We start from the raw sequence: 14,707 nt of genomic DNA, 5'->3' as shown, positions 1-14,707 counted from the left end.
CTGCAACACCATCCAATGTGGGAGCGAGCCTGCTCGCGAATGCAGTGTGTCATTCAACACTGAGGTGTCTGATACACCGCTTTCGCGAGCAGGCTCGCTCCCACATTGGTTTTTTGTTCGGTCTTTAGATTGCGGGGGCGGGCAGGGCAGGAGGCGGGGCAAAGTCGAACGGCGCCAATGCATACCCGTTCTCATCCACCTGCAACGCCCAGCCCTGACGATCCCAATCACCCAGCACAATCCGCTTCGCCGCCTGCTCACCAAGTTGCAGCTTGTGGATCGCCGGACGATGGGTGTGGCCGTGAATCAGGGTCTTTACGCCAAATGCCTGCATGATCCGCGGAATCTCCTCGGGCGTGACATCGACGATGTCATTGGCCTTCATCCGCGTCTGCGCCCGGCTCTCGCTGCGCAGTTTGCGCGCCAGTTTATGGCGAGTGCGCAGTGGCAGGTGCCGCAGGACAAACAGGGTGACCGGATTGCGCAGATAACGACGCAGCTTCATATAGCCGACGTCGCGGGTGCAGAGGCTGTCGCCGTGCATCAACAGCACTGACTCGCCGTAAAACTGCACGACACTCGGGTCCTTCAATAATGTGCAGCCGGCCTGTTTGCAAAAGGCCTTGCCGAGCATGAAGTCGCGATTGCCGTGCATCAGAAATATCGCCGTGCCGCTGTCACTTAATTCGCGCAGGGCCTGGCAGATGGAACGCTGGAAAGGTGTCATGGCATCGTCGCCAATCCACGCTTCGAAGAAGTCGCCCAGAATGTACAACGCACTCGCCGAGCGGGCGCGTCCGGCGAGCAAATCCAGAAACGCCCGGGTTATGTCCGGGCGCTCCTCTTCCAGATGCAAGTCTGAAATCAGCAATATCACGCTTCGATGATCTCGGCTTTCTCGATGATCACGTCGTCTGCTGGTACGTCCTGGTGACCTGCCTTGGACGTGGTGGAAACGCCTTCGATCTTGTCGACAACGTCGAAGCCCGCAACCACTTTACCGAATACCGCGTAACCCCAACCCTGAGCGGTCTTGGCGGTGTGGTTGAGGAAGCCGTTGTCGGTGGCGTTGATGAAGAACTGTGCCGATGCCGAATGCGGGTCCATGGTGCGAGCCATGGCCAGGGTGTACTTCTCGTTCTTCAGACCGTTGTCAGCTTCGTTCTGAATGCTTGGGCTCTTGTCTTTCTTTTCCTTCATGCCAGGCTCGAAACCGCCGCCCTGGATCATGAAACCTTTGATCACACGGTGGAACACGACGTTCTCGTAGTGACCTTTTTTAACGTATTCGATGAAGTTGGCCGCGGTGATCGGGGCTTTTTCTTCGTTCAGCTCGATGACGATGTCACCGAAGTTAGTGGTCAGTTTTACTTGAGTCATGATCGCTACTCTTTATAAGGAATTCGTGGGTATGGGCCATTTGCACCCTTTACCGGTTCAGCCCTTGAAGGCCGAGGTGCGCAGTTTAGCGTGACAGGCGTGAATTTCGAGGCAGTTTTTCATTTCCGTGCGATTAAATGCACGCCTTTATAGGGCCTGCTCTGTCAGCCCCTTGACAGCATCGGCTATGATAGCGGCTTTGTTTTGTCTGGCCCCTCTTCTGCGGCCGCGCACATGTAAGTCAAGGATCCTATGAGCAAGCCCACTGTCGACCCTACCTCGAATGCCAAGTCCGGCCCCGCCGTGCCGGTCAACTTCCTGCGGCCGATCATCCAGGCAGACCTGGACTCGGGCAAGCACACCAAGATCATCACCCGTTTCCCGCCTGAGCCCAACGGCTACCTGCACATCGGCCACGCCAAGTCGATCTGCGTGAACTTCGGCCTGGCCCAGGAGTTCGGCGGCGTCACGCACCTGCGTTTCGACGACACCAACCCGGCCAAGGAAGATCAGGAATACATCGACGCGATCGAAAGCGACGTCAAATGGCTGGGCTTTGAATGGTCCGGCGAAGTGCGCTACGCCTCGCAGTATTTCGACCAGTTGCACGACTGGGCCGTCGAGCTGATCAAGGCCGGCAAGGCCTACGTCGACGACCTGACACCCGAGCAAGCCAAGGAATACCGTGGCAGCCTGACCGAGCCGGGCAAGAACAGCCCGTTCCGTGACCGTTCGGTTGAAGAGAACCTCGACTGGTTCGCCCGCATGCGCGCCGGTGAGTTCCCGGACGGCGCCCGTGTGCTGCGTGCCAAGATCGACATGGCCTCGCCGAACATGAACCTGCGCGACCCGATCATGTACCGCATCCGCCACGCCCATCACCATCAGACCGGTGACAAGTGGTGCATCTACCCGAACTACGACTTCACCCACGGTCAGTCGGACGCCATCGAAGGCATCACCCACTCGATCTGCACCCTGGAATTCGAAAGCCATCGTCCGCTGTACGAGTGGTTCCTCGATGCGCTGCCAGTGCCGGCGCACCCGCGTCAGTACGAGTTCAGCCGCCTGAACCTCAACTACACCATCACCAGCAAGCGCAAGCTCAAGCAACTGGTCGATGAAAAGCACGTCAATGGCTGGGACGATCCGCGCATGTCCACGCTGTCGGGCTTCCGTCGTCGTGGCTATACGCCGAAATCGATCCGCAACTTCTGCGAAATGATCGGCACCAACCGTTCCGACGGCGTGGTCGACTTCGGCATGCTCGAATTCAGCATCCGTGACGACCTCGATCACAGCGCCCCGCGTGCCATGTGCGTGCTGCGTCCGCTCAAAGTCGTGATCACCAACTACCCGGAAGGCCAGGTCGAGAACCTCGAACTGCCGCGCCATCCGAAAGAAGACATGGGCGTGCGCGCTCTGCCGTTCGCCCGGGAAATCTACATCGACCGTGAAGACTTCATGGAAGAGCCGCCGAAGGGCTACAAGCGTCTGGAATCGGGCGGCGAAGTGCGTCTGCGCGGCAGCTATGTGATCCGCGCCGACGAAGCAATCAAGGACGCCGACGGCAACATCGTCGAGCTGCGTTGCTCCTACGACCCCGAAACCCTGGGCAAGAACCCGGAAGGCCGCAAGGTCAAAGGCGTGATCCACTGGGTGCCGGCCGCCGCCAGCATCGAGTGCGAAGTGCGTCTGTACGATCGTCTGTTCCGTTCGGCCAACCCGGAGAAGGCCGAAGACAGCGCCAGTTTCCTCGACAACATCAACCCTGATTCGCTGCAAGTGCTGACCGGTTGTCGTGCTGAGCCATCGCTTGGCAATGCACAGCCGGAAGACCGTTTCCAGTTCGAGCGCGAAGGCTACTTCGTTGCCGATATCAAGGACTCGAAACCAGGTCAGCCGGTATTCAACCGTACCGTGACCCTGCGTGATTCGTGGGGCCAGTGATTTAGCGTCAAGGAAACCAACGTGCTTACGATTTACAACACGCTCACCAAGAGCAAAGAAGTCTTCAAGCCGCTCGATGGCAACAAGGTGCGCATGTACGTCTGCGGGATGACCGTGTACGACTACTGCCACCTGGGCCACGGTCGCAGCATGGTCGCGTTTGACCTGGTGACCCGCTGGTTGCGGTTCAGCGGTTACGACCTGACTTACGTGCGCAATATCACCGACATTGACGACAAGATCATCAATCGTGCCAACGAGAATGGCGAATCGTTCGAAGCGTTGACCGAGCGCATGATCGCCGCGATGCATGAAGACGAAGCGCGCCTGAACATCAAGAAGCCGGACATGGAACCGCGCGCCACGGATCACATTCCGGGCATGCACGCCATGATCCAGACCCTGATCGACAAGGGCTATGCCTACGCCCCGGGCAATGGCGACGTGTACTACCGCGTCGGCAAGTTCATGGGCTACGGCAAGCTGTCGCGCAAGAAGATCGAAGACCTGCGCATCGGTGCGCGGATCGAAGTTGACGAAGCGAAGGAAGATCCGCTGGACTTCGTGCTGTGGAAAGGCGTCAAGCCGGGCGAGCCGAGCTGGGCATCGCCGTGGGGCGACGGGCGTCCGGGCTGGCACATCGAATGCTCGGTGATGTCGACGTGCTGCCTCGGTGAGACTTTCGATATTCATGGCGGCGGCAGCGACCTCGAGTTCCCGCATCACGAAAACGAAATCGCCCAGAGCGAAGCGGCCACCGGCAAGACCTACGCCAACGCGTGGATGCATTGCGGCATGATTCGCATCAATGGCGAGAAGATGTCCAAGTCCTTGAACAACTTCTTCACCATTCGCGACGTGCTGGAAAAGTACCACCCGGAAGTCGTGCGTTACCTGCTGGTATCGAGCCACTACCGCAGCGCGATCAACTACTCGGAAGACAACCTCAAGGACGCCAAAAGCGCACTCGAGCGTTTCTACCACGCGTTGAAAGGCCTGCCGAACGTGGCGCCTGCCGGCGGCGAAGCGTTTGTCGAACGTTTCACCACGGTGATGAACGACGACTTCGGCACGCCGGAAGCCTGCGCGGTGCTGTTCGAGATGGTGCGTGAGATCAACCGTTTGCGCGAGAGCGATCTTGATGCAGCGGCCGGTCTGGCTGCCCGTTTGAAAGAACTGGCCAGCGTGCTGGGTGTGTTGCAACTCGAAGCCGACGACTTCCTGCAGGCTGGCGCCGAAGGGCGTGTTGACGCGGCTGAAGTCGACGCGCTGATTGCTGCGCGTCTGGCGGCACGGGCGGGTAAGGATTGGGCTGAGTCCGACCGTATTCGTGACCAGCTCACCGCGATGGGTGTGGTGTTGGAAGACGGTAAGGGTGGGACTACCTGGCGTCTGGCTGACTGATTGCCATACCTGTTACAAACAAAACCCGCCTTGTGCGGGTTTTTGTTTTTTAGAATCAAAAGATCGCAGCCTTCGGCAGCTCCTACATCGAGCGCGATCCTGTAGGAGCTGCCGAAGGCTGCGATCTTTTGATCTGTGCCTCCAACCCTCGACCTGTCACGAAGAAGAGCCCCTCACCCAACCCTCTCCCGGAGGGAGAGGGGACTGATTGGGGGATGTTTAAAAGATGCGCCGACTTGAACGTGCTGCTTTGAATCCATAATCGACTGGTTTTTTCAGGTCGATGTAAAACGTCAGACACCTCGGTCGGCTCCCTCTCCCTCCGTGAGAGGGCTGGGGTGAGGGGGTTGCTTTTGCTCTACGCGTAGGTCTTGATGTCTGACTCCGCCAACATGGGCGGCAGCGCGTTCCGCAGGATGCAGCTCAGCGACGAATAAATGGAGGAACCATGGCCAATCACTATCGCGAACTGTTCACGACACCCGGCGCCACCGGGTTAGTGCTCGCGAGCTCTATTGCCCGACTGCCACAAGCAATGATCGGCATCGGCATCATCACCATGCTGGTCCAGCAAACCGGTGTCTACTGGCTGGCCGGCGCCGTCGCCGGGACGTTCACCCTGGCCAATGCGCTGCTCGGCCCGGTCATTTCGAGATTCGTTGATCAGCGTGGCCAGAGTCGAGTGCTGCCCATCGTCACGGCATTCAGTGTGGTCATGCTGCTGGCGCTGATCTTCGCCGTCTACATGAGGGCTCCTGCCGCCTTGTTTTTTGTTCTGGCGGCACTGGCGGGGACGATGCCCAGCATGCCGTCCATGATCAGGGCACGCTGGACGCAGTTGTTCCGCGGCAAGCCGCAGTTGCACACGGCGTTCTCACTGGACACGGTCCTGACCGAACTCGCGTATATCATCGGCCCGCCACTGGCGATCGGTTTGAGCGTGACCTTCTTCGCCGAAGCCGGGCCACTGGTTGCGGTCGGGCTGCTGGCCATCGGGGTGACGGCGTTTCTCATGCAGCGTCAGACCGAACCGAAAGTGGTCGTCGGCAACCGCAGCAACACCGGTTCCACTTTGCTGATTCCCGGCGTTCGCACCATTGTCCTTGCGTTGTTGGCGATGGGGGCCATTGGCGGCGCCATCGATGTCGCCGTCGTGGCTTTTGCCAATGATCAAGGCTGGCCAGCGTCTGCCACCTTCATCCTCGCCGCCTATGCGTTGGGCTCGCTGGTGGCGGGTCTGACGTTCGGTGCGTTGCGGCTAACCTTGCCGATAGAAAAACAGTTCTTTATCGGCATATTGGTCACGGCAATCACGGGCGTATTGCCGGTTTTCGCAACAGATGTTTATGTCCTGTCAGCGATGCTGTTTATCGCGGGCATATCGTTTGCGCCCACCATGGTCGTGGTCATGAAGTTGGGGACGATCATCATCCCTGCGTCCAGGATGACAGAAGGGCTGACGTGGATGACCACTGGCATCAGCATTGGCGTAGCGCTTGGGGGCATGCTCGCGGGGCCGGTGATTGATGCTTATGGCGCGCGTGCGGGGTTCGGCGTGGCGATTGGTGCGGGGGTGATGATGATGGTGGTTGTGTTGATTGGGTTGCGTACGTTGGCTGCTGCTTCAACGACAAATATTGAGTCGGCGTATTCGTAATGCGCACTGCTTTTATAGAGCTTTCAAAGTCAAAAGATCGCAGCCTTCGGCAACTCCTACAGTGGCATTGCGTACACCGTGTAGGAGCTGCCGCAGGCTGCGATCTTTTGATCTTCGCTGTTAACCGCCCAACTGCCGCAACCGCTTGTAAAGCGTATTGCGACTAACCCCCAGCCGCCGCGCCAGATGCGAAATATTCCCCCCGGCTGCTTTCAACTCCCGATTCAACGCTTCAACATCATTCAAATCCAACCCCAACGGCTGCGCGCTCGCAACCGGCTCCATCTCCAGATCGACAAAGAAATCATCCGGCAAATGTTCCGCCCGCACCGGTTGCTCTTCAGCCATGGCCAGTGCCACCTGCATCACGCTACTGACCTGGCGCAGATTCCCTGGCCACGGATGCTTGTCGAATAATTCCAGCACCTCTGGGCTCAAACCCGCCCACTGCGTCGGCTCTCGATGTTGCTCCCAAAGCCGTTTAAATAGCGCTTGTTTATCACTGCGCTCGCGCAGCGGCGGCAGTTCCAGCGTCAGGCCACCAATGCGGTAATACAAATCCTCGCGGAACCGTCCCAGTTGCACCTGCTCGCGCAACGAGCGGTTAGTCGCCGAGATAATCCGCAGATCCACCGGGAACAACTCACTGCTGCCCACCGGTTGCACGCAGCGCTCCTGCAACACCCGCAACAACCGCGCCTGAGTGGGCAGCGGCATGTCGCCGATTTCATCGAGGAACAACGTGCCTTTGTCAGCCTTGCGGATCAGGCCGATGCTGCCTTTCTGGTTGGCACCCGTGAACGCGCCTTTCTCGTAGCCAAACAGCTCGGATTCGACCAGTTCGGCGGGGATCGCTGCGCAGTTGACGGCGATAAACGCTTGTTTGCTGCGGGTGCTGGCCTGATGCAGGGCTTTGACGAACACCTCTTTGCCGACGCCGGTTTCGCCGTGGATCAGCAAGGGGATGTCTTTTTCCAACAGCCGTTCTGCTTGCCGAACGGCTTTTTCCACGCGGCTGTCGCCGAAGTGCAGGGTGTTGAGACTGATCGTCGTTGAAACGACGGGTTTAGCTTCTGCAGTGAAAACCCGTGCCTGAACCGGTGCCTGTTTCGGCCGCTTCAACAAGCACTGAAACCGGTTGCGCCCCGAGGTCTGCAACGCAAACGGCAAACCGTCTGGCTGATTGATCAACTCCAGCAACGACACCTTGAACAGGCTTTCGACGCTCACCCGCGACAAACGCACGCCGAGCAGATTGTCCGCCCGGCGATTGGCCGACAACACCTGGCCGCTCTCATCAAAGATCAACAACCCTGCCCACTGACTGTCGAGGTTGTTCAACCCGGTGTTGAAGGTCAGTTGAAAGTGCTGGCCGTGGAACAGGTTGAGGATCAGCCGGTTCTCCACGGTCTGGCTCATCATCTTGACCATGCCCAGTGTGTGCGACGGCGGCAGATAGCTGTCGCTGGAGACGTCGAGCACCGCAATCACCTTGCGCTCGGCGTCGAAAATCGGCGCAGCGGAACCGGTCATGAAGCGGTTGGCTTTAAGAAAGTGTTCGTCGTGTTCGATATGCACGGCCTGCTCACAGGCCAGCGCCGTGCCGATGGCATTGGTGCCGCTGCAGCGCTCCATCCAGCTCGCCCCGGCCTGAAAACCCCGCGCCAGATTCGGCTCGATAAAGCGTTGCGTGCCCCACGAGGTCAGCACCTGGCCCTGGTTATCGGCGAGCATGATCAGGCAATTGGAATTGCTGAGGATGTTCTCGTAATAGGGCAGCACTTCCTGGTGGGTGGTCTGCACCAACGAATGTTGACTGTCGAGTAGCCGCGCAATGCTCGCGGCAGGCAGTTGATCGAAAGCCGGGGTGCTCTGGTGGTCAAGACCGAACGCGCGACAGCGTTGCCAGGAACTCTGGACGATCGCGTCGTGGGACAACGGCGGGGCAGGTGCGGCCATGGCGGTCAGCCTCTGATGCAGCGATTTTTATTATTGTTATGAACCCAAATCCTGAGGACTACAGGCATCCCCTGTGGGAGCGAGCCTGCTCGCGAAAGCGCCGGGCCAGTCAATAAATTCGTTGAATGACACGCCGCCTTCGCGAGCAGGCTCGCTCCCACAGGGATCTAAATCGTATTCAGGATCGGGCAAAAAGCATCCATAGAGTGTTGTTCACTATTGTTCATTGTCAATCGTCCAACTGTTCAAATGTGTTCAGCATTGAATGCCTCTTGGCGACGTTTTCAGCGATTTTCACGACAAATCAACAGCTTGCCATTTTTGGCACGAAAGTCGCTCCAGTGCACAGGTCGCTTGACTCCAAAAATAAAAAAGGCCGAGCCATGTCACTCACCCTGGAGCACGTCAGCCGCACCGTCGAGGGCCAGATCTGGATCGATGATGCCTGCCTGAAATTCGAACCCGGTTCGTTCAACGTATTGCTCGGCCGCACTCTGTCCGGCAAAACCAGCCTGATGCGCCTGATGGCCGGCCTCGACAAGCCAGACAGCGGCCGCGTGCTGATGAACGGCGTCGACGTCACGCAACGCCCGGTGCGCTTGCGCAACGTGTCGATGGTCTATCAGCAGTTCATCAATTACCCGACCATGACCGTGTTCGAGAACATCGCCTCGCCACTGCGCCAGGCCGGTGTCTCGAAAGAGATCATCCACAGCCGGGTGCAGGAAACCGCGCGAATGTTGCGCATCGAGAAGTTCTTGCAGCGTTATCCGCTGGAGCTCTCGGGTGGTCAGCAACAACGCACTGCCATGGCGCGGGCGCTGGTCAAGGATGCCGAACTGATTCTGTTCGATGAGCCGCTGGTCAACCTCGACTACAAACTGCGCGAGGAACTGCGTCAGGAAATGCGCGAGCTGTTCAAGTTGCGCCACACCATCGCCATCTATGCCACCACCGAACCCAACGAAGCCCTGGCGCTGGGCGGCACCACGACGATTCTTCACGAAGGCCGGGTGGTTCAGAGCGGGCCGTCGACCGAGGTGTATCACCAGCCGCAAACGGTGCTCGCCGCCGAATTGTTCTCCGAGCCACCGATCAACCTGATGCCCGGGCGGATTGCCGGCAACGAAGTCAGCTTCGCCAATTTCGTGCACTTCCCGTTGAACGTCGATCTGCGTCCGGTGGGCGAGGGCGAGTTCCGCTTTGGCGTGCGCCCCAGCCATATCTCGCTGGTGCCGAGCAACGATGACGACCTTGAGTTGGCGGTCACCGTCGAAGTCGCCGAGATCAGTGGTTCGGAAACTTTTCTGCACGTGCGCAACGAACATTTCCTGCTGGTGCTGCACCTGCCGGGTGTCCACGAATACGACGTCGATGCGCCGATCCGCATCTATATCCCGACCCATAAACTGTTTGTCTTCGATGCGCAGGGCCGTCTGGTGCAAGCACCGGGCCGGCGTGTCGCGAGGGTTGCCTGATGGCCGAAATCCGCTTGCAACACCTCGCCCACAGCTACAGCAAAACCCCGAGCGGCGCGGAGGATTATGCGATCCGCGAGATGGATCACGTCTGGGAACAGGGTGGGGCCTATGCGCTGCTCGGGCCGTCGGGTTGCGGTAAATCGACGTTGCTCAACATCATTTCCGGTCTGCTCAGTCCCTCGCAAGGACATGTGCTGTTTGACGGCAAAGCGGTCAACGACCTCACGCCGGAGAAGCGCAACATTGCTCAGGTTTTCCAGTTTCCGGTGGTCTACGACACCATGACCGTGTTCGACAACCTCGCGTTCCCCCTGCGCAATCAGGGCATGGCCGAGGCGAAAGTGCACAGCAAGGTGCAGGAAATCGCCGAAGTGCTCGACCTGCAAAACCTGCTGAGCAAGAAGGCGCGCAACCTCACCGCTGACGAAAAACAGAAAGTCTCCATGGGCCGTGGTCTGGTGCGCGATGACGTCTCGGCGATCCTCTTCGATGAGCCGCTGACGGTGATCGACCCGCACCTTAAATGGAAGCTGCGGCGCAAGCTCAAGCAGATCCACGAGCAGTTCAACATCACCATGGTCTACGTCACCCACGATCAACTGGAGGCCTCGACCTTCGCCGACAAGATCGCGGTGATGTACGGCGGCCAGATCGTCCAGTTCGGCACGCCACGGGAATTGTTCGAGCGGCCTAGCCACACCTTCGTCGGCTACTTCATCGGCAGCCCGGGGATGAACCTGATCGAAGTGCAACCGCAGCCCGGTGGCGTCGGTTTCGCCTCGACGCACCTGCCGTTGTCCGACGGCTTGCAGCGCCATATCGAACACGGTCAGTGGAAAAATCTGAAGGTCGGCATCCGTCCCGAGTTTATTCATGTGTGGGACGAGCCGTTTGATGACGCGATGCAGGCCAGGGTCGTACACGTCGAAGACCTCGGCACTTACAAGATCATGACCCTCGACCTCGACGGCGCACCGTTGAAAGTTCGTCTGGCCGAAGACAAACCGGTGCCGCAGGGCACGGCCTACATCAGTTTTCCGGCGCAGTGGCTGATGGTCTATGCCGACGAATTCCTCCTCGAAGCCAGCGAAAACAGCGAGGTGCAGCCATGAACAAGGTGCAGAACAACAAGGCCTGGTGGCTGGTGTTGCCGGTGTTTCTGCTGGTGGCGTTCAGTGCGGTGATCCCGATGATGACCGTGGTCAACTATTCGGTGCAGGACATCTTCGACCAGTCCAGCCGCTACTTTGTCGGCGCAGACTGGTACAAACAGGTGCTGCTCGACCCGCGTCTGCATGACTCGCTGCTGCGCCAGTTCATCTACTCGGCTTGCGTACTGTTGATCGAAATTCCGCTGGGCATCGCTGTCGCCCTGACCATGCCGACCAAGGGCCGCTGGTCGTCGGTGGTGCTGATCATTCTGGCGATTCCGCTGCTGATCCCGTGGAACGTGGTCGGCACCATTTGGCAGATTTTCGGCCGTGCCGACATCGGTTTGCTCGGTTCCAGCCTCAACGCCATGGGCATCAGTTACAACTACGCGGCCAACACCATGGACGCCTGGGTGACGGTGCTGGTGATGGATGTCTGGCACTGGACCTCATTGGTGGCGCTGCTGTGTTTCTCCGGATTACGGGCGATTCCTGACGTTTATTACCAGGCCGCGCGCATCGACCGTGCTTCTGGATGGGCGGTGTTCCGGCACATTCAGTTGCCCAAGCTGAAGAGCGTGCTGTTGATCGCGGTGATGCTGCGTTTCATGGACAGTTTCATGATCTACACCGAGCCGTTCGTGCTCACCGGCGGCGGGCCGGGTAACGCTACGACCTTCCTGAGTCAGACGTTGACGCAGATGGCTGTAGGCCAATTCGACCTGGGTCCGGCAGCGGCTTTCTCGCTGGTGTACTTCCTGATCATCCTGTTGGTGTCCTGGCTGTTCTATACCGCCATGACGCACTCCGACGCCAACCGCTGAGGCCCGGCCATGAGCAAGAGAAAGCTGATTCCGCTGCTGATCTACATCCTGTTCCTGCTGGTGCCGATCTACTGGCTGCTGAACATGTCCTTCAAGAGCAACACCGAAATCCTCGGTGGCCTGACGCTTTTCCCACAGGACTTCACGCTGGCGAACTACAAAGTGATCTTCACCGATCCGAGCTGGTACACCGGTTATCTCAATTCGTTGTACTACGTCAGCCTGAACACGGTGATTTCCCTGAGCGTGGCGTTGCCGGCCGCGTACGCGTTTTCACGCTATCGGTTTCTCGGCGACAAGCACCTGTTTTTCTGGCTGCTGACCAACCGCATGGCGCCGCCGGCGGTGTTCCTGTTGCCGTTTTTCCAGCTCTATTCGTCGATTGGTCTGTTCGACACGCACATCGCTGTGGCGCTGGCGCATTGCTTGTTTAACGTACCGTTGGCGGTGTGGATTCTTGAGGGGTTCATGTCCGGCGTGCCGAAAGAAATCGACGAAACCGCCTACATTGATGGCTACAGTTTCCCGAAATTCTTCGTGAAGATTTTCATCCCGCTGATTGGCTCCGGCATCGGCGTCACGGCGTTTTTCTGCTTCATGTTTTCCTGGGTCGAACTGCTGCTGGCGCGCACGTTGACCTCGGTAAACGCCAAGCCGATTGCGGCGGTAATGACCCGAACGGTGTCGGCCTCCGGTATCGACTGGGGCGTGCTGGCGGCGGCGGGGGTGTTGACCATTCTGCCCGGCATGCTGGTGATCTGGTTTGTTCGCAACCACGTGGCCAAGGGCTTTGCCCTCGGTCGAGTTTGAGGAGCTGATGATGGAATGGATGAGTTGGACCACCCCCACAGCGACATTCTTCATCGTCATCGGCCTGATTCTGGTGGGCATGACCACTTGGGAATTGCGTTCGCCGAGCATTCTACGGCGAGGGTTTCTGCCGATTGCCACCACCCGTGGCGATCGCTTGTTTATCGGTCTTCTCGGCAGCGCCTACCTGCATTTGCTGGTAATCGGCGCCACCGACTGGAGCATCTGGGTCGCGTCCGCGTTGTCCCTGGTGTGGCTGTTGGCTGTGATGCGTTGGGGCTAGTCGAATTGATCGGCAATCGTGCTCCGAAATCCTAAACAGGAGGTCTCTATGTTCGACAAAAACAATAAGCTGCGACATAGCATTTCATTGGCAGCCATGCTGGCACTCAGCGGTTTGAGCGCATCTGCCTGGGCCGATGCCTACGAAGATGCTGCGAAAAAGTGGATCGGCAGCGAATTCAAACCGTCGACCCTGACGGCCGAACAGCAGCTTGAAGAATTGAAGTGGTTCATCAAGGCGGCCGAGCCGTTTCGTGGCATGAACATCAAGGTCGTTTCCGAGACCCTGACCACCCACGAATATGAGTCGAAAGTGCTGGCCAAGGCCTTCACTGAAATCACCGGGATCAAGCTCACCCACGACCTGCTGCAAGAAGGTGACGTGGTGGAAAAGATGCAGACGGTGATGCAGTCCGACAAAAATATTTATGACGGCTGGGTCAACGACTCGGACCTGATCGGTACGCACTTTCGTTACGGCAAGACCGAATCGATCACCGATCTGATGGCCAACGAAGGCAAGAATTTCACCTCGCCGACCCTCGACCTCAAGGACTTCATCGGCATCTCGTTCACCACCGCGCCGGATGGCAAGATCTATCAACTGCCCGACCAGCAATTCGCCAACCTGTACTGGTTCCGCGCTGACTGGTTCGAGCGTGCCGACCTGAAAGCCAAGTTCAAGGAAAAGTACGGCTACGAGCTGGGCGTACCGGTGAACTGGTCCGCCTATGAAGACATCGCCAAATTCTTCAGCGAAGACGTCAAGGAAATCGACGGCAAGCGCGTTTACGGGCACATGGACTACGGCAAGAAAGACCCGTCGCTGGGCTGGCGCTTCACCGATGCCTGGTTCTCCATGGCCGGTGGCGGCGACAAGGGCTTGCCCAACGGTTTGCCGGTGGACGAGTGGGGGATTCGCGTCGAGGACTGCCATCCGGTCGGCTCCAGCGTGACCCGCGGTGGCGACACCAACGGCCCGGCGGCGGTGTTTGCCACCACCAAATACGTCGACTGGCTCAAGGCCTACGCGCCACCGGAAGCCGCGGGCATGACCTTCTCCGAGTCCGGCCCGGTGCCATCGCAGGGCAACATCGCCCAGCAGATCTTCTGGTACACCGCGTTCACCGCCGACATGACCAAACCCGGCCTGCCGGTGGTCAACGCCGACGGCACGCCGAAGTGGCGCATGGCGCCGTCGCCTAAAGGCCCGTATTGGGAAGAGGGCATGAAGCTCGGCTATCAGGATGTGGGATCGTGGACGTTCATGAAATCCACGCCTGAGAAACAGAAACTCGCGGCGTGGCTGTACGCGCAGTTCGTGACCTCGAAAACTGTTTCGCTGAAGAAAACCATTGTCGGTCTGACACCGATTCGCGAGTCGGACATCAACTCGCAGGCCATGACCGATCTGGCGCCGAAACTCGGTGGTCTGGTCGAGTTCTATCGCAGCCCGGCCCGCGTGCAATGGTCGCCGACCGGCACCAACGTGCCCGACTATCCACGTCTGGCACAACTGTGGTGGAGCCACATCGCCGAAGCGGCGAGCGGCGAGAAGACTCCGCAGCAGGCGCTTGATGGCTTGGCCAAGGATCAGGACGCGATCATGACGCGCCTCGAACGCTCCAAGGCCCAGGCCACCTGCGCACCAAAAATGAACCCGGAACGCGACGCGCAATACTGGTTCGACCAGCCGGGCGCACCGAAACCGAAACTGGCTAACGAGAAGCCGAAGGGCGAGACCGTGAGCTACAACGAACTGCTCAAATCGTGGGCGGATGCGCGCAAGTAAAAGCTGAAATGTGAAAA

At 58.8% G+C, this 14,707-nt stretch carries 12 protein-coding genes; 9 read left to right on the top strand and 3 right to left on the bottom strand.

All coding sequences use genetic code 11. From position 1 onward, the window contains the following. Positions 1 to 124: 124 nt before the first annotated feature. Positions 125 to 877 (bottom strand): UDP-2,3-diacylglucosamine diphosphatase, encoded by a 753-nt coding sequence (lpxH, locus tag JJD74_RS04710; protein ID WP_200611805.1) that lies wholly within the window; start codon positions 875 to 877, stop codon positions 125 to 127. Continuing rightward, positions 874 to 1,380: a peptidylprolyl isomerase gene (locus tag JJD74_RS04705; protein ID WP_042559899.1), complete on the bottom strand. Its 507-nt coding sequence runs from the start codon at positions 1,378 to 1,380 to the stop codon at positions 874 to 876. The genes lpxH and JJD74_RS04705 overlap by 4 nt, the downstream gene beginning before the upstream one ends. A gap of 252 nt (positions 1,381 to 1,632) precedes the next feature. Here JJD74_RS04705 and JJD74_RS04700 point away from each other — a divergent pair, with 252 nt between their 5' ends. The 3 genes from JJD74_RS04700 to JJD74_RS04690 all read left to right on the top strand — a co-directional run bounded on the left by JJD74_RS04700 (position 1,633) and on the right by JJD74_RS04690 (position 6,391). Next, positions 1,633 to 3,330, top strand: coding sequence for a glutamine--tRNA ligase/YqeY domain fusion protein (locus JJD74_RS04700; protein ID WP_042559898.1), 1,698 nt, complete (start codon positions 1,633 to 1,635; stop codon positions 3,328 to 3,330). 21 nt (positions 3,331 to 3,351) lie between these two features. Further along, positions 3,352 to 4,734 (top strand): cysteine--tRNA ligase, encoded by a 1,383-nt coding sequence (cysS, locus tag JJD74_RS04695; protein ID WP_042559897.1) that lies wholly within the window; start codon positions 3,352 to 3,354, stop codon positions 4,732 to 4,734. A 448-nt stretch (positions 4,735 to 5,182) separates the two neighbouring features. Beyond that, a complete protein-coding gene (locus JJD74_RS04690) occupies positions 5,183 to 6,391 on the top strand; it encodes an MFS transporter (protein ID WP_115147419.1) in 1,209 nt (402 codons plus the stop codon). A 120-nt stretch (positions 6,392 to 6,511) separates the two neighbouring features. Here JJD74_RS04690 and JJD74_RS04685 read toward each other — a convergent pair whose 3' ends face one another. Then, positions 6,512 to 8,350 carry a sigma-54-dependent Fis family transcriptional regulator gene (locus tag JJD74_RS04685; RefSeq protein ID WP_200611802.1) on the bottom strand — a complete coding sequence of 613 codons (1,839 nt, stop codon included), beginning with the start codon at positions 8,348 to 8,350 and terminating at the stop codon, positions 6,512 to 6,514. A gap of 383 nt (positions 8,351 to 8,733) precedes the next feature. On the opposite strand from JJD74_RS04685, the gene JJD74_RS04680 reads away from it, so the two are divergent. The 6 genes from JJD74_RS04680 to JJD74_RS04655 are packed head-to-tail and all read left to right on the top strand — an operon-like array spanning position 8,734 to position 14,690. Next, a complete protein-coding gene (locus JJD74_RS04680; RefSeq protein WP_200611799.1) occupies positions 8,734 to 9,828 on the top strand; it encodes an ABC transporter ATP-binding protein in 1,095 nt (364 codons plus the stop codon). Next, the gene (locus tag JJD74_RS04675; protein ID WP_047301953.1) at positions 9,828 to 10,943 is read left to right on the top strand and encodes an ABC transporter ATP-binding protein; all 1,116 of its coding nucleotides are present in this window, start codon (positions 9,828 to 9,830) and stop codon (positions 10,941 to 10,943) included. The genes JJD74_RS04680 and JJD74_RS04675 overlap by 1 nt, the downstream gene beginning before the upstream one ends. Continuing rightward, positions 10,940 to 11,806 carry a carbohydrate ABC transporter permease gene (locus JJD74_RS04670; protein ID WP_042559892.1) on the top strand — a complete coding sequence of 289 codons (867 nt, stop codon included), beginning with the start codon at positions 10,940 to 10,942 and terminating at the stop codon, positions 11,804 to 11,806. Before JJD74_RS04675 ends, JJD74_RS04670 begins: the two co-directional genes overlap by 4 nt. A gap of 9 nt (positions 11,807 to 11,815) precedes the next feature. Beyond that, positions 11,816 to 12,616 carry a carbohydrate ABC transporter permease gene (locus tag JJD74_RS04665; RefSeq protein WP_003232361.1) on the top strand — a complete coding sequence of 267 codons (801 nt, stop codon included), beginning with the start codon at positions 11,816 to 11,818 and terminating at the stop codon, positions 12,614 to 12,616. A 10-nt stretch (positions 12,617 to 12,626) separates the two neighbouring features. Continuing rightward, positions 12,627 to 12,899 carry a DUF2160 domain-containing protein gene (locus JJD74_RS04660; RefSeq protein WP_042559891.1) on the top strand — a complete coding sequence of 91 codons (273 nt, stop codon included), beginning with the start codon at positions 12,627 to 12,629 and terminating at the stop codon, positions 12,897 to 12,899. Between the two features lie 48 nt (positions 12,900 to 12,947). Further along, positions 12,948 to 14,690, top strand: a complete 1,743-nt coding sequence (locus JJD74_RS04655) for an ABC transporter substrate-binding protein (RefSeq protein ID WP_042559890.1) — start codon at positions 12,948 to 12,950, stop codon at positions 14,688 to 14,690. Positions 14,691 to 14,707: the final 17 nt, after the last annotated feature.

The organism is Pseudomonas sp. MF6776, assembly GCF_016613125.1.
GTDB lineage: Bacteria > Pseudomonadota > Gammaproteobacteria > Pseudomonadales > Pseudomonadaceae > Aquipseudomonas > Aquipseudomonas iridis.
The sequence above is the reverse complement of the archived record's forward strand: the minus strand, read 5'-3'. Positions and strand labels throughout refer to the sequence as shown.